Annotated in this window: 20 protein-coding genes; 8 read left to right on the plus strand and 12 right to left on the minus strand. The window is 73.0% G+C overall.

Annotated elements, in window-relative coordinates; genetic code table 11:
* Positions 1-111 precede the first annotated feature (111 nt).
* A complete protein-coding gene (locus ACFQU3_RS11105) occupies positions 112-1,305 on the plus strand; it encodes a GNAT family N-acetyltransferase (RefSeq protein WP_385909684.1) in 1,194 nt (397 codons plus the stop codon).
* A 126-nt stretch (positions 1,306-1,431) separates the two neighbouring features.
* Entirely contained in the window at positions 1,432-1,800 is a 369-nt protein-coding gene (locus ACFQU3_RS11110; RefSeq protein WP_385909686.1) for an antitoxin, read from the plus strand.
* Positions 1,801-1,819: 19 nt separating this feature from the next.
* On the opposite strand, the gene ACFQU3_RS11115 is transcribed toward ACFQU3_RS11110, so the two are convergent.
* The 3 genes from ACFQU3_RS11115 to ACFQU3_RS11125 are packed head-to-tail and all read right to left on the minus strand — an operon-like array spanning position 1,820 to position 4,555.
* Positions 1,820-2,710 carry a DUF4097 family beta strand repeat-containing protein gene (locus tag ACFQU3_RS11115; RefSeq protein WP_385909688.1) on the minus strand — a complete coding sequence of 297 codons (891 nt, stop codon included), beginning with the start codon at positions 2,708-2,710 and terminating at the stop codon, positions 1,820-1,822.
* Between the two features lie 10 nt (positions 2,711-2,720).
* Positions 2,721-3,362 carry a response regulator gene (locus tag ACFQU3_RS11120; RefSeq protein WP_385909690.1) on the minus strand — a complete coding sequence of 214 codons (642 nt, stop codon included), beginning with the start codon at positions 3,360-3,362 and terminating at the stop codon, positions 2,721-2,723.
* Entirely contained in the window at positions 3,350-4,555 is a 1,206-nt protein-coding gene (locus tag ACFQU3_RS11125; protein ID WP_385909692.1) for a sensor histidine kinase, read from the minus strand. Before ACFQU3_RS11125 ends, ACFQU3_RS11120 begins: the two co-directional genes overlap by 13 nt.
* A gap of 175 nt (positions 4,556-4,730) precedes the next feature.
* Between ACFQU3_RS11125 and ACFQU3_RS11130 the strand changes: the two genes are divergently transcribed.
* The 3 genes from ACFQU3_RS11130 (at position 4,731) to ACFQU3_RS11140 (ending at position 6,466) form a co-directional block, all read left to right on the plus strand.
* Entirely contained in the window at positions 4,731-5,132 is a 402-nt protein-coding gene (locus ACFQU3_RS11130; protein ID WP_385909694.1) for an NINE protein, read from the plus strand.
* Between the two features lie 76 nt (positions 5,133-5,208).
* Complete coding sequence (locus ACFQU3_RS11135; RefSeq protein ID WP_385909696.1) at positions 5,209-5,919, plus strand: dienelactone hydrolase family protein; 711 nt, start codon at positions 5,209-5,211, stop codon at positions 5,917-5,919.
* A gap of 106 nt (positions 5,920-6,025) precedes the next feature.
* Complete coding sequence (locus ACFQU3_RS11140) at positions 6,026-6,466, plus strand: hypothetical protein (protein ID WP_385909697.1); 441 nt, start codon at positions 6,026-6,028, stop codon at positions 6,464-6,466.
* 12 nt (positions 6,467-6,478) lie between these two features.
* Here ACFQU3_RS11140 and ACFQU3_RS11145 read toward each other — a convergent pair whose 3' ends face one another.
* From ACFQU3_RS11145 to ACFQU3_RS11170, 6 genes are read right to left on the minus strand one after another with little or no spacing between them, the layout of a single operon-like run.
* Complete coding sequence (locus ACFQU3_RS11145; RefSeq protein ID WP_385909699.1) at positions 6,479-7,222, minus strand: phosphodiesterase; 744 nt, start codon at positions 7,220-7,222, stop codon at positions 6,479-6,481.
* 28 nt (positions 7,223-7,250) lie between these two features.
* Complete coding sequence (idi, locus tag ACFQU3_RS11150) at positions 7,251-7,865, minus strand: isopentenyl-diphosphate Delta-isomerase (RefSeq protein ID WP_385909701.1); 615 nt, start codon at positions 7,863-7,865, stop codon at positions 7,251-7,253.
* Positions 7,862-8,977 carry an NAD(P)/FAD-dependent oxidoreductase gene (locus ACFQU3_RS11155; RefSeq protein ID WP_385909703.1) on the minus strand — a complete coding sequence of 372 codons (1,116 nt, stop codon included), beginning with the start codon at positions 8,975-8,977 and terminating at the stop codon, positions 7,862-7,864. Before ACFQU3_RS11155 ends, idi begins: the two co-directional genes overlap by 4 nt.
* Positions 8,974-9,501 carry an isoprenylcysteine carboxyl methyltransferase family protein gene (locus ACFQU3_RS11160; protein ID WP_385909704.1) on the minus strand — a complete coding sequence of 176 codons (528 nt, stop codon included), beginning with the start codon at positions 9,499-9,501 and terminating at the stop codon, positions 8,974-8,976. Before ACFQU3_RS11160 ends, ACFQU3_RS11155 begins: the two co-directional genes overlap by 4 nt.
* A gap of 10 nt (positions 9,502-9,511) precedes the next feature.
* Positions 9,512-10,582 carry a type III polyketide synthase gene (locus tag ACFQU3_RS11165; RefSeq protein ID WP_385909706.1) on the minus strand — a complete coding sequence of 357 codons (1,071 nt, stop codon included), beginning with the start codon at positions 10,580-10,582 and terminating at the stop codon, positions 9,512-9,514.
* A gap of 18 nt (positions 10,583-10,600) precedes the next feature.
* The gene (locus tag ACFQU3_RS11170; protein WP_385909708.1) at positions 10,601-11,416 is read right to left on the minus strand and encodes a UbiA family prenyltransferase; all 816 of its coding nucleotides are present in this window, start codon (positions 11,414-11,416) and stop codon (positions 10,601-10,603) included.
* Between the two features lie 160 nt (positions 11,417-11,576).
* Between ACFQU3_RS11170 and ACFQU3_RS11175 the strand changes: the two genes are divergently transcribed.
* Positions 11,577-12,812 carry a hypothetical protein gene (locus tag ACFQU3_RS11175; RefSeq protein WP_385909710.1) on the plus strand — a complete coding sequence of 412 codons (1,236 nt, stop codon included), beginning with the start codon at positions 11,577-11,579 and terminating at the stop codon, positions 12,810-12,812.
* Positions 12,812-13,567 (plus strand): hypothetical protein, encoded by a 756-nt coding sequence (locus ACFQU3_RS11180; RefSeq protein WP_385909712.1) that lies wholly within the window; start codon positions 12,812-12,814, stop codon positions 13,565-13,567. The genes ACFQU3_RS11175 and ACFQU3_RS11180 overlap by 1 nt, the downstream gene beginning before the upstream one ends.
* Here the strand turns inward: ACFQU3_RS11180 and ACFQU3_RS11185 are convergent.
* Positions 13,506-14,633 carry an NAD-dependent epimerase/dehydratase family protein gene (locus tag ACFQU3_RS11185; RefSeq protein ID WP_385909713.1) on the minus strand — a complete coding sequence of 376 codons (1,128 nt, stop codon included), beginning with the start codon at positions 14,631-14,633 and terminating at the stop codon, positions 13,506-13,508. The two genes, ACFQU3_RS11180 and ACFQU3_RS11185, sit on opposite strands and share 62 nt — an antisense overlap.
* Positions 14,630-16,513: a DUF362 domain-containing protein gene (locus tag ACFQU3_RS11190; protein ID WP_385909715.1), complete on the minus strand. Its 1,884-nt coding sequence runs from the start codon at positions 16,511-16,513 to the stop codon at positions 14,630-14,632. Before ACFQU3_RS11190 ends, ACFQU3_RS11185 begins: the two co-directional genes overlap by 4 nt.
* A 203-nt stretch (positions 16,514-16,716) precedes the next feature.
* On the opposite strand from ACFQU3_RS11190, the gene ACFQU3_RS11195 reads away from it, so the two are divergent.
* Positions 16,717-18,894, plus strand: a complete 2,178-nt coding sequence (locus tag ACFQU3_RS11195; RefSeq protein WP_385909717.1) for an ATP-dependent DNA ligase — start codon at positions 16,717-16,719, stop codon at positions 18,892-18,894.
* Positions 18,895-18,902: 8 nt separating this feature from the next.
* Here the strand turns inward: ACFQU3_RS11195 and ACFQU3_RS11200 are convergent, their stop codons facing one another.
* Positions 18,903-19,421, minus strand: coding sequence for a hypothetical protein (locus ACFQU3_RS11200; RefSeq protein WP_385909719.1), 519 nt, complete (start codon positions 19,419-19,421; stop codon positions 18,903-18,905).
* Positions 19,422-19,474: the final 53 nt, after the last annotated feature.

The following is a 19,474-nucleotide window of genomic DNA, read 5'->3' on the forward strand; positions in this document are numbered from 1 at the left end:
TGGCTCCCGGTCTTTCTCGTCCCCGGGACGTCGGCGGTGGCCCCGGCGGCCTCTGGGCCCCGACGGCAAATCGGGCTGACGTCTCCCTGTCGCTGCTGGCAGGCTGACGCCGTGAACGCGATCTCACCGAGCCCCACCCACCCCACCGACGAGAGCCCAGCCGACGCCGTCGACCCGGCCGTGGCGCCCCTGTCGGACGGAGTCATCACGCTCAGGGCGCACTCCCTCGACGACGCCGACGCGATCGTCGAGCAGAGCACCGACCCGGAGAGCCTGCGGTGGACGACCGTGCCGCGGCCCTACACGCGCGAGGACGCCGTCTCGTTCATCGAGGGCAACCTGCAGGCCTGGGGCTCGGCAGACGCGAAGCGCACGTGGGCGATCGAGTGGACCGATGACGACGGCACGCCGCGCTACGGCGGCACGATCGACCTGCGCCCGACCGGGGCCGCCTCCGCCGGCGAGCTCGGGTTCGGCCTGCACCCCGACGCACGCGGCCGCGGCGTCATGTCGCGCGCGGTCCGGCTCGTCGTGGCCTACGCGTTCGCCACGCCCGTGTGGGGCGCCCCGGTCACCCGGGTGCACTGGCGGGCGGTCGCCGGCAACTGGGGGTCGCGGCGGGCCGCGTGGGCTGCGGGCTTCACGTTCCACGGCACGATCCCGGGCAGCCACCCCGACCCCGACGGCGGCCTCGAGGCCCTCGACACGTGGACCGGCAGCATCACCCCCGGCGAGCCGCTCAGGCCGCAGGCGCCGTGGCTCGTGGCCACCCCGATCGCGGGTGAGCACGTGCGGCTGCGCCCGTGGCGGCTCGAGGACGGCGACGCCGTCGAGCCGCGCGACGACGACCCCGAGCACTGGATGCCGTCCCGGTCGATCCTGCGACGCGAGACGTTCGCGACGTGGCTCCGGAACCGTGAGGAGCGGATGGCCGAGGGAACGGCCATCGACTGGTGCGTCGCCCACCCCGACACCGACCGCGCGCTCGGCGGGGTCACGGTGTTCAGCCGCAGCGGACCGATCGGCGACGTCGCCGAGCTCGGCTACCAGTTCTTCCCGAGCGCTCGCGGCCGCGGCGCAGCCAAAGAGGCGGCGCGGCTCGCGGTCGCGCACGCTCTCGCGTCGACGAACGAGGGCGGGCTCGGCCTGCGTCGCCTCGTCGCGGAGACCGCCGCGGACAACGAGGCGAGCAACGCGGTGCTGCGGGCGGCGGGGTTCGTCGTCTTCGGGCGCGAGCACGCCGTCGACCGGATCGCGAGCGGCGGCTGGGGCGACGGCCTCCACTGGGAGCTGCTCCCCGACTGAGGTGGCAGGCCGTTCTCTCGGGGTCGAACCGGGGTCGACCCCGGTTGTGGCGGGTGACCCTGACGTATGAGAGTGGAGGCAGCGAGCCTGACGAACGGGTCGGGCCGGCGCAGATGAGGAGACACCGTGTCATTCGGTGAGCAGCTGAAGCACAAGGCGGACGAGGTCCACCTCCAGGAGAAGGCCAAGGACTTCGGCGACGCCGTGGTCGAGATGGCCAAGGCCGCGATGTCACTGGCGGCGGGCTACGCCCAGGAGAACCGGGGCAAGGTAGACAGTGCCCTCGACAAGGCCGAGGCGAGGATCGAGGAGAAGTCCGGCGGCAAGCACGCCGACACCGTGACCAAGGTCCGTGCCTCGGTCGACAAGGGCATCGACAAGCTGGTCGAGAAGCATGACGCGACGACGGCATCCCCCACGGGGGCCGCGTCGTCGGTCCCCGACGACAAGCACAGCGCCTTCGACGAGGAGTCCCCCGCCGGCAGCCCCTCCTGAGCCGGCGCGGAGTGTTGCCTCAGCGGTAGTCGACGGCGATGTCGCCGGAACCGGTGTTGATGCGCATGGTCGAGGTGCTCCGCGGATCGGTGGCAACACTGACGTCGGCGTCCCCGGAGCTGGCGACGGTCTGGACGGCGTACGTCGCGTCCGGCGGGATCTCCACGGTCACGTCGCCAGATCCGGTCCTCACCTCGACGGGCGAGGCCGCAGTGCCGAGCTCGAGGTCGATGTCGCCGCTGCGGGCGACGGCCCGGACCTCCTCGGCCCTGAGGTTGGCGCTCTCGATGTCGCCGGACCCCACGGTCAGGCTGACGCCGCCGAACGAGCCCGTGATCGTGATGTCCCCCGAGCCGTTGTCGACGGCGACGTCGGAGGCGTCGGGAACGGTGACGACGTAGTCGACTGAGCACCACCGGAGGAAGCCGTTGCAGTCGGCATCCAGGGTCAGGGTCGAGCCGACGAGCTCCTCGCCGGCGGTCGGTTCGGTCGAGGCCGGCCCCCAGGACAACTGGCGCGAGACGCGGATCTTGCCCGGCTCACCGCCGCCGAGCACTTCGACGTCGTTCGCACCACCCTTGATGGTGAGCATGCCGGTCGGCTGGGCGTAGGTCTGCTGCTGGTCCGCGCTGCGCCACAGCCCGCCGGTCAACGAGTCCCAGGACAGCACGCCGAACCCGCTGGAGAGCAGGAGCGTCGCCCCGAGCCCCGCGACGAGCCAGGACCGCCGGACCGACGGCGGCTGGGGCCGGGCCGGGCCGGTGCCCACGGCCTCGGCGGGAGTCTCAGCGCGCTGCGTCGCGAGCGTCGGGCGCAGCCAGGGGTCGCCGTAGGGGCCGTCCCCGTGGAGGGAGTCACCGTGCACGCGATCGTCGGGCACGGGCTTCGGGGTGGGTTCGTGGTGGCTCATGGTGGATCCCCTATTCCGAGAGGTACTGCAGGACGGCGAGGACGCGGCGGTGGTCGCCGGACGTCGTGGGCATGTCGAGCTTGGTGAAGATGGCGTTGACGTGCTTGGCGATCGCGCTCTCGCTGACGTGCAGCGCGCGGGCGATGCCGGTGTTGGACCGCCCCTCGGCCATGAGCGAGAGGGTCTCGCGCTCGCGGTCGGTGAGGCGGTGCAGTGAGCTCTTGTCGCGTCTCAGCAGCAGCTGCGCGACGACCTCCGGGTCGAGCGCGGTGCCGCCGTCGGCGACCCGGCGGAGCGAGTCGACGAACTCGTCGACGTCGGCCACGCGGTCCTTGAGCAGGTAGCCCACCGACGATGTCGTGCTGGCGAGCAGGTCTGCGGCGTAACGCTCCTCGACGTACTGGCTGAGGATGAGGAGCGCGACGCCAGGCCACTGGGCACGGATGACGAGCGCCGCGCGCAGGCCCTCGTCGGTGTGCGTCGGCGGCATGCGCACGTCGAGCAGCGCGAGGTCCGGCTGGTGCCGCTCGACCGCGACGAGCGCGGCCTCGGCGTCACCCACAGCCTCGACGACCTCGATGCCGTTCGCGGCGAGCAGACGGATCAGCCCGTCCCGCAGCAGGATCGAGTCCTCGGCGATCACGACCCGCATGGCAGCTCCGCCCTGAGCACGGTGGGTCCGCCTGCGGGGCTCGTGACGGCCAGGCTGCCGTCGACGGCCGCGACGCGGTTGGTGAGCCCGGTGAGGCCCGAGCCGGTGCCGGCCGTGGCGCCGCCGTGCCCGTTGTCGGTGACCTCGACGACGAGCCGCCGCGCGTCGGACGTGACACGCACCGTGGCCGACGTCGCCCCCGAGTGCTTCGCGACGTTGGTCAGCGCCTCGGACACGACGAAGTAGGCGACGGCCTCGAGGGTGCGCGGCGGCCGCTGGGCGAGCAGGACGTGCAGGCTCGTCGGCACGGGCGAGCGGGCGACGATGCCCGAGAGGGCGGCGTCGAGGCCGCGCTCGTCGAGGACCGCGGGATGCAGTCCGCGCACGAAGCCGCGCAGCTCGGCGAGGGCCTGCTTGGCCTCGTCGTGCGCCTCCTCGATGGCGCGCCGCGCCTGGGGCGGGGCGTCGGGGGCGAGGGTCGAGCGGGCCATCCCGAGATTCAGCGCCAGGGAGGTGAGCCGCTGCTGGGCGCCGTCGTGCAGGTCGCGCTCGATGCGGCGGCGTTCGGCGTCGGCCGCGTCGATGACTCCGGCGCGGGTCTGCTCGAGGGCGGTGACTCGCGGCGTCAGCTGCTCGCCGCGCGTCTCACCCAGCATCGGCCGCATGATCGCGAGGTCGAGGGCGGCGAGCCGCCGTGCGAGCCACGGCGCGACGAGGACGCAGCCGACGCCGAAGACCGGTGTCAGGGCGGTGTCGGGGCTGACCCGCAGCCACAGCGGTGACGACGCGAGCACGAGGCCGCCGCCCCAGCAGAAGGCGACGAGCCCTGCCGACACTGCGAGGACCGTGGGCGCGACAAACGCGTGGTAGGCCAGCTGGCGCCACGTCGTCGCCCGCCCGAGCCGGGCGAGCCACCCCCGCCAGCCGGCGGCGGCAGGCTCGGCCGGTGCCTCGACGACCACGCCGAGGAGGGCCTCCGCGCGAGCGCGGTGCCACCGGCTCAGCCCTTCGGACAGCACGAGGAGCAGCCCGAGGAACGCCACGCCGACGACGACGACGACCAGGCCCGTTGCCAGCCCGACGAGGGTCCAGACGACGGGTGCCGCGAGCGAGGCGACGAGCCCACCGAGCACCACGTATGCCGTGTGGCGCGGGGCGATCCAGCGCTCGGCCCGGCTGCGGTTCGTGGTCACGCGACCACCGTAGGGCGCGGTCTCGCTGCGGGGCCATGACGTTTGTCCCCGACCGGACCTGCAGAAAAGTACAGCCCGGAAACGGGTGTGTGCCTGCTGTCCGTGCCACCCGGCATACCCCATGCTGGTGCGAGCGCCGGTCCGCACGACGACCGGCAGGTCCTCGGAGGTCGTCATGAGCCAGCAGCCAGCCCCACGCGAGATCCCGGCCGGGTGGTACCCCGACCCAGCGGATGCACAGCAGTCGCGCTACTGGGACGGCAACGCCTGGACCGACCAGGTCGGGCCGCAGCTGCCCGCGCCGGCCGCCGCTCCCCCGCTGGCTGCCGCGTTCGTCCCCGTGACCCACGATGCGAGCGGCCACCCGGTGAGTGACCGCTCCCGGCTGGCGGCGGCGCTGCTGTGCTTCTTCGTCGGCTGGCTCGGTGTGCACCGGTTCTACGTCGGCAAGGTGGGCACCGGCATCGTCCAGCTGCTGACCTTCGGCGGCCTCGGCATCTGGACCCTGGTCGACCTGATCCTCATCCTCGTCGGCACCTTCCGCGACAAGCAGGACCGGACGCTGCTCAACTGGTGACGTCCACCGGTGAAGCCGACCGAGGCGACGGCGCGGACGCCTGACGCCTGGTGCCGACCCGCCCATACTGGGCGTCATGACGGAACACGTGACGATCCCGACCGATGCCGGCGAGATGCCCGCCCACCTCTGGCTGCCGCCGAGTGGTCTCGGTCCGGGGATCGTCGTGCTCCACGAGATCTTCGGTGTGAGCGACTACGTCAAGCGCCGCGCGGCCCAGCTCGCCGAGCTGGGCTATGTCGTCGTGGCACCCGAGATCTTCTGGCGGCTGGGCGTCACCTCGCCCGTCGAGGGTGACGACGCCCTGCAGCAGGGCGTGGCCCTGGTCCAGCGCCTCGACTGGCAGGCCGCCGTGACCGACTCCGCCGCGACCGTCGAGTGGCTGCGCGGCCGTGACGAGGTCATCGACGGTGTCGGGGTGGTCGGCTTCTGCTTCGGCGGCGGCCTCGGCTACAACCTCGCCGCGCACCTCGAGTCCGAGGGTCGTGCACCGCTCGACGCGCTCGTCAGCTACTACGGGTCGGCGCTGCCGGGCCTCCACGACGTCATGACCGTCACCGCGCCGAGCCTGCACCACTTCGGGCTCGCCGACTCGTTCATCGACACCGACACCGTGCGGCGCATCGAGGCGTCCGTGACGCAGCAGCCCGACACCGTCTTCCTGACGTATGCCGGCGCCGACCACGCGTTCGACAACGACGACATGCCGTGGCACCACCCACCGGCGTCGGTCCTCGCGTGGACGAGGACCGTCGACTTCCTCCGCGAGCGCCTGCCCATGGCCTGACGTCTCACGCCCCACGGGGCGCCCACCGTACCCGCGGGACGCCGAACGGGTATGGCCCGAGGGACTGCTTCTCGCTGGAGCGGACCCGAGACGGAAGAGGCGCACGGTGACCGCTGAGGACGGGCAGACGGCCGCGCCGGACCCGGGCCGGCGGATCGAGCGTTCCCAGCCGGGTCGGGCCCGCCGCTACGCCTTCCGCATCGCCCGGCTGGCGTGCTCCGTCACCGGGGTCAGGGACGACGTCGCCCTCGACATCGCGCAGCGCGGCCTGGACCGGCCGACCGAGATCGCCGAGCTCGTCGGCCTCTGGGAGCTCGAGCGCCGGCTGGCGTCCGCCTGCGCGGCCAAGCTCGGCGCCGACCCGTCGTCGTGCTCACTGGCGCAGCTGCGGCTGCACCCGGTGTGCGTCGAGGCGCGCGCGGTGGCCGCCGTGATCGCGGCGCTCAGACCGGACCCCGTCGTGGCCGCGACCGAGGCGACGCACGAGGCCCTCGCAGCAGGGTGCGCGTGGCTCGACGTCAAGGCCGCGGCCGACGACCTCCTCTGAGGGCCCCAGTGCTCAGGCGTCGCCCCTCGGCGTGCGTCGGCCGAGGCGTCGCGCCCACCGGTAGGCCGGCTCACGGATCGCGACGACCCAGGGCGGCGCGCTCGTGCCGTCGAGCTCGTTGACGATCGGGTCGAACCGGGTGTTCGCGGCAGGCAGCTCGTCGCGCAGCTCCACGAGGCCCGCGATCCGCCACGGGCCGCCGTCGACGGAGACGGCGAGCTCGTACTCGCGCGGTTCGTCGTCGAGGGCCGTCGGCTGCAGGAGCAGGACGACGGAGTGGCCCGCTGCTCGGGTCGGGAGCAGCGTGGTGAGCGACTGCTCCGTCGCGAACCGCACCGGGCGCAGCACGTGCCTCGTGACCCGGCCGGTGCCGGTGGTCGCGAAGAGCAGGTCGGCGGGACGTCCGACCGCCCCCGCGCCGGGTACGCGGATCGCGACGCCGCCGACGTCCCACCACCCGGGGCGGGTGCTCAGGGCGCGGGACACGCGGAACGTGCACGCGTGCACGCCCCGCTCGTCGAGCAGGGGGACGCCGAGATCCGGCACTGGGGCGTCGACGCGCAGCACCGCGTCCCACGTGCGGCCGACCGCGTGGAGGGGTTTGCGGCGGGTGATGCGCGCGACGGTGCCCAGCACGGCAGCGAGCGCGACGCCGGCTGCGCGGCTGGGAGGAGTGGGCAGGCTCGGTGGATCGGCGGCATAGCGCCGTCGGGCGATGCTGACGTCGGGAATGAGACGTGCGATCACGTTCTTCACCTACCCACCCTTCTCGTCGGTACTCGGCTCAGCTGGACACTGCCTGGGGGAGGTCGGCGGGGTCCGCGTCGGGCCACGCGTCCGGGTGCGGACCGAGGGCGTCGAGCTCGGCCACCTGCTCACGGCACCACGTCGACACGGCACGGCGACGCGCCAGGACATCTGCCGCGAACCGGGCCCATTCGACCCATACCGACTCGTCGACCTCGGCCGGCTCGGGAACGATCGTCGGAGCGGTGCCGGCGACCCGACCGACGAGCACCGGGCACAGCTCCCACTCGACGACGCCGTCCTGCTCGGCGCGGTAGGAGAAGCGCGGCAGGACGAGGCGGAGGTCGAGCGCCTCGACGCCGAGCTCGTCGCTCACGCGCCGTCGGACGGCGTCGTGGAGCCGCTCGCCGGGTGCGGGGTGGCCGCACGCGGAGTTGGTCCAGACGCCGGGGAACGTCGCCTTGTCGAGTGCCCGGCGGGTCAGGAGCAGGGCCCCCGCGTCGTCGAAGAGGTAGACGGAGAAGGCGAGGTGCAGGGGGGTGAGGGCGTGGTGGACCGTCGCCTTCGCCGCGGTGCCGATGGCGCGGCCGTCCGGGGAGACGAGCACGACCAGCTCCTCGGTGGTCGCACTCGGTGCGGCGGGGCCGTTCACCGACCCGGCCTCGCGAGCTCGTTGACGGCCCCGCGGAAGACTGGCGGCAGCGTCGCAGCGGCCGGAACGAGCAGGCGCCGACCCCAGGCGGGTCTCGTCACCCTGAGGAGGGTGTGGGTCAGGAGGGCGTAGCGCCGGGTGGCGGCGCGCCACGAGCGCTCGTAGGACTCGGGGTCACCGGCCGTGATGGCCGCGACGGCGGCCCGCGCGTGCGCCAGCCCTAGCGAGATCCCCTCTCCGGTCAGCGCGTCGACGTAGCCGCTCGCGTCGCCGGCGAGGAGCACGCGTCCGGCGACCCGCCTCGTCGTGCGCTGGCGGAGGGGGCCGGCGCCGCGCACCGAGGTCACGACGGGTGCGCCGTCAAGTCGCTCGCGCAGCTGCGGGAACTCGGCGAGACTGTCGGACAAGGGGTTCCGGTGCCGGGTGAGGACCGCCACGCCGACGAGGTCGACGGCCACCGGCGTGACGTACGCCTCGCCGGTGGCTGCCCAGTGGACCTCCACGTGGTCGCTCCAGGGCCGTATGCCGTAGTGCTGGCGCAGCCCGTAGCGCCGCGGTGGTCGTGCGTCGGCGGTCCGGACCGCCGACCGCCCGCCGGTGGGCAGACGTCGCACGGTGCCGTGGTCGCGGTCGAGTCCGAGCGACCGACGGGTCGGGGAGTGCAGGCCGTCGGCCGCCACGGCCCAGGAGGTGGTGAGGATCGGGCCGGGCCGGCCGGCGTCGTCGGTCGAGATCGTGACCGTGGTGGCGTCCTGGGTCACGTCGGCCGCTCCGAACGTGAGCACCTCGACACCGGCGGCGTCGACGGCCGCCCGAAGGGCCTCGTGCAGGGTCGTGCGGCGCACCCCGCGGCCGAGCCCGGCGGTGAAGTCCGCCTCGGCGACGCGTCTGCGCGACACGTAACGGATGCCGCGCAGGTCGTGGCCGGGCGGGTCGACGCCGAGCTCGGCCAGCGCCTGCAGGCCGCCCGGCATGAGGCCCTCTCCGCACGCCTTGTCGATGGTGCCGGCGCGGGGCTCGAGGACGACGGGGGTGAGGCCGGAGCGGACGACATACAGCGCAGCGGCGAGCCCGACGGGCCCTCCCCCGATGACGGCGACATCGGCGTTCACGTGGGAGACGCGATCTCTCGCAGGGCCGCGCTCTCGACGCGGATGCGGACGGTAAGGAGTGCGGCGTTGACGACGGTGAAGACGAGGGCGGTCACCCACGCGGTGTGGACGAGCGGCAGGGCGAGCCCCTCGACGACGACGGCGACGTAGTTGGGGTGCGGGACGACGCGGTACGGACCGCGATGCACGAGCGAGAGGCCCGGCACGACGATGACCCGGGTGTTCCACTGGTTGCCGAGCGTCCGGATGCACCACCAGCGCAGTGCCTGGCTCGCCACGACGAGCGCGAGCATGACCCAGCCGAGCGCCGGCACGAAGGGCCGGTCGGCGAGCCAGGCCTCGGCGACCGCGCCGGCCAGCAGCCCGGTGTGCAGCAGGACCATGAACGGGTAGTGGGACTGGCCGCGCTCGACCGCGCCGCGGGAGAAGGCCCACGCCGCATGGCGGTTGGAGACGACGAGCTCGGCGACGCGCTCGAGCCCGACGAGGAGCACGAGGCCGGTGAAGAGCCACTGAGAGGTCATCGGTGCTCGCTCACTCGGCCGCTCGGAGCAGGACGAGCTCGAGGCAGAAGCCCGGGCCCATCGCCATGAGGATGCCCCACGACCCCGGCTCGGGAGCATGGTCGGCGAGGGTGTCGGCGAGCACGTGCAGCACCGAGGCCGAGCTGAGGTTGCCGATCCGGTCGAGCGAGCGCCACGTGACGCCGAGAGCCTCGCGCTCGACCTCGAGAGCCTCCTGCATCGCCTCGAGGACCTTCGGGCCACCCGGGTGGGCGACCCACCAGCCGATGTCGGCGCGGGTGAGGCCCTGGCTGCCGAGGAAGCGGTCGACGTCGTCGCGGACGTTGGCGCGCACGAGGTCGGGCACCTCGGCGCCGAGGACGATGCGTAGGCCCGTGGCGCCGACGTCCCAGCCCATGGCGCGTTCGGTCTCGGGGTAGAGCCGGCTGCGGGTGGCGACGACGCGCGGCTGCCCGGGGGCCAGGGCCGGGGCGCGGTTGGCGCCGACCATGACGACCGCTGCCGCGCCGTCGCCGAACAGCCCACTGGCCACGAGGTTCGCGACGGAGCTGTCGTCGCGCTGGACGGTGAGGCTGCACAGCTCGACGGAGAGGAGCACTGCGACGTCGTCGGGGTGCCCGAGCAGGTAGTCGTGGACGCGCGCGACGCCAGCGGCGCCCGCGACGCAGCCGAGGCCGACGAGCGGGACGCGCTTCACGTCGTCGCGCAGCCCGATCTCGGCGGCGACCCGCGCCTCGACGGACGGGACGGCGAGGCCGGTGATCGTCGTCGAGACCACGAGGTCGACGTCGCGGGGCGTCAGGCCGGCCGCCGCGAGCGCCTTCGTGACGGCGTGCGAACCGATCTCGGTGGCGACGCGGATGAACTCGTCGTTGGCGGCCCCGAAGTCCGCCAGCTGCCAGTAGCGCTCCAGCGGGAGCGCGAGGTGGCGTTGGCTGACGCCGGCGTTCTCGTGGAACCGTTCGAGGAGGGCACGCTCCGAGCCGGTCGAGCCGAGCACGTCGGCGAAGGCAGCCGTGATGTCGGCCTGGCGGTAGGTGTGGTCAGGCAGGACTCCGCGGACGGCCGCTAGGTGGCTCACCGGGTCAGCCTAAGCGGCTCACGCGCGCACCACGAGGGCGAGGACGTTGGCCAGCGCGATGCCGATGGCCGCGACGAAGGGCAGGCGGCCGCGCGTCGTCACCGCGACGACGGCGAGGACGAGGCACGCGACGAGCAGCGCCCAGCCGGCAGAGTCCATGCCCGGGCCGTATGCCGCCACGACCGTCCCGAGGAGCAGCACCCCGGGTGCCAGCCACCGGACGCGACGCGCGCCGAGGCGGTGCGGGAGCCCGCGGACGCCGGTGGCCTCGTCGTCGGCGAGGTCGGGCAGCGTGTTGAGCAGGTGAGCGCCGACCCCCAGCAGGGCGCCCGTCAGCAGGACCCATGGGGTCGGCCAGGTGGGCGTGGGGAGGGCGAGCGTGACGACGGCGGGGAGCGCGGCGAACGCGACGGCATACGGCAGCGGGGACAGGTCGGTGCGCTTGAACCAGAGGTTGTACGCCCAGCCCCACGCGACGCCGAGGAGCAGGTGCACGGCCGCCGCCGCCGGGCCGCAGGCGAGGGACAGGACGACGCAGGCGAGCAGGGCCGTGCCGGTCGCAGCACGGACCGTGCCCGCCGTGACGTCGCCGCGCGCGATCGGCTTGTCGCGGCGTCCCACGGCGCGGTCGCGGCGGGCGTCGACGAGGTCGTTGGACCAGCCGATCGAGAGCTGGCCCGTGAGGACCGCCGCCGTGACGAGGGCGCCGCGCGGGAGGGTGTGGCCGACGGACCACGCGAGCAGGGCGGTGAGGACCGTGACGGCGACCGTGGGCCCGGGATGGCAGGCGAGAGCGAGTCCCCGCGTCGTCCTCGCCACTCGGCTCCCCGGCACGGGCCGAGCCTACGGCGGTCGCGGTGGCGAGCGGCACGGGGATACGCCCGAACTCTCCCGAATTCCGTTTTCCCGGCAGCGATCCCACCCCCGGCGCTAGCCTGAAGGGCCGGCGAGACCGAACGGCGCCGGCGCGGACACGATGCGGTCGGGGCTGCCGATGCGTGAGTATCCCTACGCGTTCCACGTCGCCCTCGACGGGAACGGCCTGAACGGACTCGAGGGCCGGGCCGGCGTGTGCCTCTTCCGCTACGACCCGGCGACCGGCGACCACTCGTACAAGGCGACGTACTTCACCGGTGCTTCCGGAGGACATGCCCCGAGCGTCGACCCGAGCCGGCGGATCGGTTTCCTGGGCAACACCGGTCAGCACCTGCTCTTCTACGACCTCGCCACCCTCGAGGAGGTCGACCGGGTCTCCACGCTGCGCTTCGAGGTGCCCGACACGACGATCAAGGGCAGCACCCACGTCGTGTGGCTCGACGACACGCAGTTCGTCACCGCGATCGGCGAGCACCTGTGGACGTTCGACGTCAACCGCCTGACCAAGGCCGAGGTCCTCGCTCCCCACGGGCTGAAGGTGCCGCACGCCATGAAGCAGACGGCCTCGGGCCGCTACATCGTCTACGGCGGCATGGACCACCCCGTCCGCGGTGAGGCCCGGGAGGTGGGCATCCTCGACACGCTGTCGGGCGAGGTGCGCACGGTGACGCTGCCCACGACGTGCTGGCACGTCGTCTGCCACCCGGTGCTCGACGTCTTCTACGCGATCTCCTTCCGGGTCCACCCTGCCGACCGGACCGACTACGCCCACTGGGGAATGGCGTGGCTGCGGCAGTACGCGTTCGAGATCGACGCCGAGCACGGCCAGGTGCTGCGCCACTGGGTCGCCGACCGTGACGTGCCGGCGCACATCAACTCCGACGTGACGATCTCGGACACCGAGCTGATCTTCTGCACCGGGGGCAGCCACACCGTCGTCCTCGTCGACCTCGAGACGATGACCCGGCACCGGATCATCGACGAGCACCCCGGCAGCCTCGAGACGTGGGCGTACCCGCGGCAGTCCCTCACGACGGTCGGCGAGAGCCTCATGCGGGCCAACCTCGCCACCAACGCGAACCTCTTCGCCGAGTCGTTCCGGGTCAGCCGCGGCTCGCTCATCGACGGGATCTACGCCTCCCAGCTGTCCGCCGACCAGACCCTGCTCTTCACGGCGAACCGCGGCCAGAACCACATCAGCGTCTACGACTACCCGTCGCTCGAGCTGCGTGACCGCATCGTCATGCCGGAGCTCGGCGAGATCGACGGCAGCCTCTCGGAGTGGTCCGACCCGCGGCTCGGCTTCCACCACTCCTACCTCGTCAGCCCCGAGCCCCAAGCAGGAGAGCACTGATGACCAAGAGCAACGACACGAGCAAAGACACGAGCAGCGACACGGGCAGCGATGAGATGCTGGCCCGGATCACCGAGCTGGCCCGCCAGGCGATGGCGGCCCAGGCGAGCTTCGCGCGACAGTCCCTCGAGCTCGGCCGGGCGACCCTGTCGCCCGATGTCGACGCGACGGCGGCCGGGCGGGCCTGGGTCGAGGCGGTGGCCCGTGAAGGAGCGCACTACTGGAAGGAGGTCGGCGCTCTCGGACTCGACGTGGCCGGCAACCTCGTCGCCATCGGCAGCCGGAGCCTGGCCAAGGTCATCAATGACACGCAGGCTGCGTCGCGGACACGACCGGCGCAGCCCTCGTCTGGCGCCGACGCTGACGCGGCCCTCGGCGTCGTCGTCGCGGACGACGACGAGCGCGACGTGACCGTGGGGGCCGACACCGGCGAACAACGCACCTCGGTCACCCTGCGCGGTGCCGCCGGCGACACGGTCACCGGGACCATCACCCTCTCCAACACCCACGCCCGAGCCAGACGCGTGCTCCTCTCGCCGGGCCGGTTGCAGCCGGACACGGGCCGCCACGTCAGCCTCGACCTGCTGGTCGACCCCGAGGGCGTGACGATCCCGGCCGCGACGGAGCACGACGTGCAGCTCGAGGTGCACCTGGCCCCTGAGGTCGTCAGGCCGGGCGAGCGCTACACCGGCATCATCGAGGTGACGGGCGGGGTCGAGACCGTGCTGGACGTCGTGGTCGTGGTCGAGGGCTGACCTCGTCCACCAGCGGCCGCGGTTGCAGGCGGCGCGCGGCCCGGACCTCCGGACCGAGCCGAAGCGCCTCCCGGACGGCCCGCGGCAGGTCCGGGCTGATCGCCAGCCACGCCAGCGACGAGGCGACGGTCTCCCGAGCGGGCCGGGCGGCATACCCGAGGGCGTGGGCACGGCCGGAGGAGTACCAGTAGTGCCGCCCGACGGTGGTCGCCTCCTCGCGCGTGGAGAGCGGCGTCGTCGAGGTGACCCTCGCCCACCCCTCCGCGGCCGCGGCGGCCAGCCAGGCGACCCCGGCCGGGACCTCGGCGAGCGGCTGGCCGACGCCGGCGAGCTCGCCGACGAGGCCGTGCAGGGTGCGCCACGGGAGGTCGTCGCCGCCGAGGAGGTAGCGCTCGCCGGGCTCGCCGCGTTCGAGCAGGGTCACGTGCCCGGCGCCCACGTCGCGTGCGTCGACGACGTTGCAGCCCCCGGGAAACGTGCTTCGGCTCGGGTCGAGGAGATAGCGCAGCACGATGGCGTTGCTGGGGCCGAGATGGTCGAAGGGACCGCCGAGCACGACCGTCGGCAGGGCCAGCACGACGTGGATGCCGGTGCGCGCGGCGACGTCGAGGGCCTCGCGCTCCTGGAGCACCTTGCTCGTGTAGTACGCCGGCGCGGGCTCCGATCCGAGGTGGTCGCTCTCCGTGCGGGACTGTGGCTGCAGGCTCGAGCCGCACGTGACGGCCGAGCTCGTCACGACCGCGCGGGTCGCGCCGGCGGCGGCTGCGGCCTCGAGGACGTTCCGGGTGCCCGTGACGTTGACGTCGGTGAGCTCCCGCGTGGCCGACTGGTAGGAGTAGACGGCGGCGGTGTGGACGACGGCGTCGACGCCGTCGAGAGCCCGCGCGAGCGCGGTCGGGTCGGTGAGCTCGGCAGCCACGGTCGCGACCGGCCCGAGCGAACGCAGGCGGTCGGGCAGGCGGCGGCCGAGCCGCGTCACAGCCACGACGTCGTGCCCGGCAGCGAGCGCCGCGGCCACGACGTGGTGCCCGACGAGTCCCGTCGCGCCCGTGACCGCGACCCTCATCGCGGGCCCCTGACGTGGCGGAAGCCGTGGGCGTCGAGGGCGGGTTCGGCAGAAGCGCGCTCGCGGTCGTCGTCGCGGAGCCGTGAGACGAGGGCGTCGAGGACGAGCCGCACCGACTCGGTCAGCAGTGGCTCGTCGGGATCGGGCGGCGGACGTCCGATGCGGAACTCGCGTCCCTCGAAGCAGGCCTCGAGGTTGTCGAAGGTCGAGGTGAAGAACCGGCGGTACGCCTCCTCGAGCAGGGGCACGTGCAGCTCGGGCAGTGACGGCAGGTCCACTGCGTCGAGAACGAGCGGCAGCGTGAAGAGCTGGCGCCCTCGGATCGTCACCACGGTGCCACCCGCCGCGTCAGCCGTGTCGGTGCGCTCGAAGGTGAGGGTGCCGTCGTCGTGGACGGCGGAGCCGTTCGGGCTCCGGACGGTGCGCCACAGCAGCCGGTGGCGGTCGGGACCGCGCTCGACGAGCTCGATCTTGCAGACGTCGATGGGCTCGCCACCCCAGGCCGCGACGTAGTTGGGCTGCGGGAGGTAGAGGTTGCGCTCCGCCTGGCGCAACCTGCCGGATCCATCCTCACCCACGACCACCCGTCGTCCGCCGACGTAGTCGGCCATGAGGCTGATACCGGCGGCTACGTCGACGCGCTCCACCCACGCGTCGAAGTCCGCCGCCACGACGCGGCTCACCTCGAAGACGGTGGCCCCGTCGAGGAGGCACCAGCGCAGCCCGTCCCGGTCGTCAGGACGGGGTAGGGCGTCGACGGCGGCGTCGAGGACGGCGAGCAGGCGCGGCAGGTCGTCGTAGTCCTCGTCGGGATGGTCGGCAGGCTCGAAGCCCAGCGGGACGGTACGTCGGTCGACCTTCGCCTTGTCCATCGTTGCCGCCCAAGCCTGCCCACCGTCGGTCAGGGCACCGGCGACGCCGAGGAGCCCGACGAGGGCGGCCTGGCCGATCGGGTCGCTCGCCGCCCGCACGGCCTCCGTGAGGAGAGGGCGGAGCCCGGCAAGGACCGGATCCGCCGGTGCCGTGCCGGCGTCGGGGCCGCCGGTGCCTGCACTCAGCACACGCGCGAGACGCGGGTCCCGGCCGAGGCGCTGCGCCGCCCGGGTCGCGACCGGGTGGGGTCGGGCGATGCCGTCGAAGGGTCGGAGGTCACCCTCGACCACACCACCGTCGAGGCCGAGCGGCTCGCCGCGTGCTGCCGTGGCGCGCGCGACGAGCCGGGACGTGGAGCAGTCGACGCCGAGCAGCGAGGCCAGGGCGATGTCGGCCAGGAGCGGATCCGTTGTGACCACAACGGTGTTCGTGTCGCGCGGGTCGAGAAGGCGGTTACCGTCGGCGCCGACGCTGGCCTTCACTGCGTCCACGACGGCGAGCTGGGGCGCCAGGTGGCGGAGCACGTCGACGGCGATGTCGGCCGGTTCGCAGCCGGCCACCTCTGGGACGACGCGCAGCAGCGTGTCGAGGCACCCGGCATACGTGTCCGTCAGGTCCGTGACCGCGCGTCCGATGACGACGCGCGTGTCGGCGTCGAGCCAGGCGCGCGACACGACGTGCTCGGCGAGGGCACTCGTGGGCGGGAGGGGTGAGGGGACGAGGTCGTCGGCGAGGTCGACGACGGCATACGGCCGCCCACGGGTGGTGTGGCCGGTGAGGCCCGCGGCGTGCGCGAGGGCGCCGACGGAGCGGTGGCCGCGGTCGCGCTCCCGGCTGGTGAGCATGGTGCCGAGCGTGACCTCGCAGCCCGCCTCGACGAGGGCGTCGACGACGACGTCGACCACGGCGGCGGAGACGGGCGTGGGCGGCGAGAGGCGCACGAGGACGACCGCCCTGCCGTGCGGGGCGGGCAGGAGACGGCGGACCGCGTCTCCGGCGAGCGTCATCGAGCCTCCCCGGACCACGATGCCGGCCGGGGGGACTCCCGTGTCGGCTCCAACGGGCCGCATGTCCCCAATGAAACCAGTGCTGCTGCCCGCGCGGGCGTGGATCGGGAGGGAGCGGTCGACCGTGCACTGGGTCATCAGGTGGCGCAGCCGTTCGGTGCGGGTTCGCCGGGGATGTCGTGGTGCGTGGCTACGATCGGCGGGTGAGCGCCAAGCCCGCCGTCGTCGAAGCGCCAGGTCCGTCCGGGGTGCGGGAGGTGCGCGTCTCGAGCCCCGACCGCGTGCTGTGGCCGGCGGCCGGCATGGCCGACGGCAAGCCCGTGACGAAGCTCGACCTGGCCGAGTACCTCGTCGCCGTTGCCGACCCGATGCTGCGCGCCCTCGGCGACCGGCCCGTGACGCTCCAGCGCTTCCCGGAGGGCATCGAGGGTGAGGAGTTCTTCTCGAAGAACCCGCCGAAGGGCGTGCCCGACTGGACGCGCACGGTGATGTGCACGTATCCGTCGGGGCGCAAGCACCCGCAGCTCGTCATCGACGAGATCGCGAGCGCCGTGTGGGCGGCGCAGATGAACACCATCACCTTCCACCCGTGGCCGGTGCGCACGGCCGATGTCAACAACCCCGACGAGCTGCGGATCGACCTCGACCCCCAGCCCGGCCGCGGGTTCGCCGACGCGGTCGAGGCCGCCCACGCCCTGAGGGAGGTCATGAAGGAGATCGGGCTGACCGCCTGGGCCAAGACGTCCGGCAACCGTGGCGTCCACGTGTACGCGCGCGTCGCCCCCACGTACGAGTTCCTCGACGTGCGGCACGGCGTCATCGGCATCGCCCGCGAGCTCGAGCGGCGGCTGCCCGACCTCGTGACGACGTCGTGGTGGAAGGAGGAACGCGGCGAGCGGATCTTCGTCGACTTCAACCAGGCGTGCCGCGACCGGACCATCGCCTCGGCGTACTCCCCTCGGCCGCTGCCCGGTGCGCCGGTCTCGACGCCGGTGACGTGGGACGAGCTCGGGTCGGTCGACCCGAAGGAGCTGACGGTCCGCACCGTCCCGGGGCTCGTCGCGTCGCGCGGCGATGCCTGGGCGGGGATCGATGATGCTGTCGGCGATGTCGCCGCGGCAATCGCCCTCTGGGACAAGGACGTCAACGAACGAGGGCTCGGTGAGCTGAACTTCCCGCCCGACTACCCGAAGATGCCGGGTGAGCCGCCGCGCGTGCAGCCGAGCAAGCGCCGCCAGGACAAGTCCGACGAGGAGTACATGGCGCCCAAGGCCGAGCGTGACGCCGACCTGCGCGACGTGTGGGGGCCCGTCGTGCCTCCCGTCGCGCCGATGCTCGCGAAGCCGGTCAAGGACTTCAGCGCGGTCAAGGTCGACGTGGTGTACGAGCCGAAGTGGGACGGGTTCCGGTCGATCATCTTCCGGTCGGGCGACCTCGTCGAGATCGGGTCGCGCAACGAGAAGCCGATGACCCGCTACTTCCCCGACGTCGTCGAGGCCGTGCTCGCGAACTTCCCCCAGAGGTGCGTCGTCGACGGCGAGATCGTGCTCATCTCCCCCGGGTCCGGCGACCGGCTCGACTTCGACCTGCTCCAGCAGCGGATCCATCCGGCCGCGTCACGGGTCAAGAAGCTCGCGGCCGAGACGCCGGCGTCGTTCGTCGCTTTCGACCTCCTGTCGCTGGACGGCGAGGACTACATGGGACGCCCGTTCTCGGAGCGTCGTGCGGCGCTCGAGAAGGCTCTCGCCAAGGCGTCCGCGCCGGTCCATCTGACTGCCGCGACCGCCGACCGCGACGTCGCGAAGGGCTGGTTCACGCAGTTCGAGGGGGCCGGGCTCGACGGCGTCATCGCGAAACCGGTCGACGTCGCGTACGAGCCGGACAAGCGGCTCATGTTCAAGATCAAGCACGAGCGCACTGCCGACTGCGTCGTCGCCGGCTACCGCGTGCACAAGAGCGGACCCGACGCGATCGGGTCGCTCCTGCTCGGGCTGTACGGCGACGACGGGCAGCTCGCGTCGATCGGCGTCATCGGCGCGTTCCCGATGGCACGGCGCCAGGAGCTCTTCGAGGAGCTGCAGCCGCTCGTCGCCGAGTGGGACGAGCACCCGTGGAACTGGGCGAAGCCCGACGACGGTGTGCGGACACCACGGTCCTCGGAGTTCTCCCGCTGGAACAACCAGAAGGACCTCTCGTTCGTCCCGCTTCGCCCCGAGCGCGTCGTCGAGGTGCGCTACGACCACATGGAGGGCACGCGCTTCCGGCACACGGCGCAGTTCGTGCGGTGGCGCGACGACCGCACGCCCGAGTCGTGCACCTTCGACCAGCTCGAGGAGCCGGTCAGCTACGACCTGGCCGACGTCCTGTCTGCGGGGCGCTAGGGCGCGCGTCAGCCGGCGCGGTGCACGTGCTGGTACACGTGGCGGCGCACCGACGGGTCGACGACGAGCTCGTGCCCGTTGCGGTGGACGCGAGCCAGCAGCACGGCATCCACCGGGGGCTCACCGACCCGGTGCTCGGTCAGCAGGACACGAGGGCGCTCGACGAAGCGACTCGGCTCTGGCCCATCGGGGCCGAGCACCTCGTCCACCGGTTCCTCCGCCCACGTGACCACGAGCTGGACGCGGCCGTGGCTCTCGGGCACGACCCAGCTGCCGTCGACGGTGTAAAGGTCGGTGAGGACGATCTCGCGGCCCAGCCCGTCGATGGCGAGGCCCGGCGACACGTGCACCTCGTCGTCGACGACCGTCACATCCAGGCCTGCGGCGACGCCGTAACCGTGGAGCATCCGGTTGTGCAACCACTGGCGTGCCCGGAACTGCTCCTGGTCGCGCCTGAGGTCGTCTGCGGTCAGGACGCGCCCGTGGAAGTAGTTCACCCTGCTGCGCGGTTCGACGGGCACGTCCATGTGTCGCTCCTCACGGTCGAGGTCACCCCTCGCACCCATCGTCGCCCCTCCGG

The organism is Terrabacter sp. GCM10028922 (genome assembly GCF_042666095.1).
In the GTDB taxonomy this organism is placed as follows: Bacteria; Actinomycetota; Actinomycetes; order Actinomycetales; family Dermatophilaceae; genus Terrabacter.

Excerpts from the sequence above, each read along its gene's own strand:
- ACFQU3_RS11130 (WP_385909694.1), top strand. The coding sequence starts at position 4,731 with ATGAGCCAGCAGCCAGCCCCACGCGAGATCCCGGCCGGGTGGTACCCC.
- ACFQU3_RS11175 (WP_385909710.1), top strand. The coding sequence starts at position 11,577 with ATGCGTGAGTATCCCTACGCGTTCCACGTCGCCCTCGACGGGAACGGC.
- ACFQU3_RS11190 (WP_385909715.1), bottom strand. The coding sequence starts at position 16,513 with ATGACGCTCGCCGGAGACGCGGTCCGCCGTCTCCTGCCCGCCCCGCAC.
- ACFQU3_RS11185 (WP_385909713.1), bottom strand. The coding sequence starts at position 14,633 with ATGAGGGTCGCGGTCACGGGCGCGACGGGACTCGTCGGGCACCACGTC.
- ACFQU3_RS11115 (WP_385909688.1), bottom strand. The coding sequence starts at position 2,710 with ATGAGCCACCACGAACCCACCCCGAAGCCCGTGCCCGACGATCGCGTG.
- ACFQU3_RS11200 (WP_385909719.1), bottom strand. The coding sequence starts at position 19,421 with ATGGACGTGCCCGTCGAACCGCGCAGCAGGGTGAACTACTTCCACGGG.
- ACFQU3_RS11120 (WP_385909690.1), bottom strand. The coding sequence starts at position 3,362 with ATGCGGGTCGTGATCGCCGAGGACTCGATCCTGCTGCGGGACGGGCTG.
- ACFQU3_RS11180 (WP_385909712.1), top strand. The coding sequence starts at position 12,812 with ATGACCAAGAGCAACGACACGAGCAAAGACACGAGCAGCGACACGGGC.
- ACFQU3_RS11160 (WP_385909704.1), bottom strand. The coding sequence starts at position 9,501 with ATGACCTCTCAGTGGCTCTTCACCGGCCTCGTGCTCCTCGTCGGGCTC.
- ACFQU3_RS11135 (WP_385909696.1), top strand. The coding sequence starts at position 5,209 with ATGACGGAACACGTGACGATCCCGACCGATGCCGGCGAGATGCCCGCC.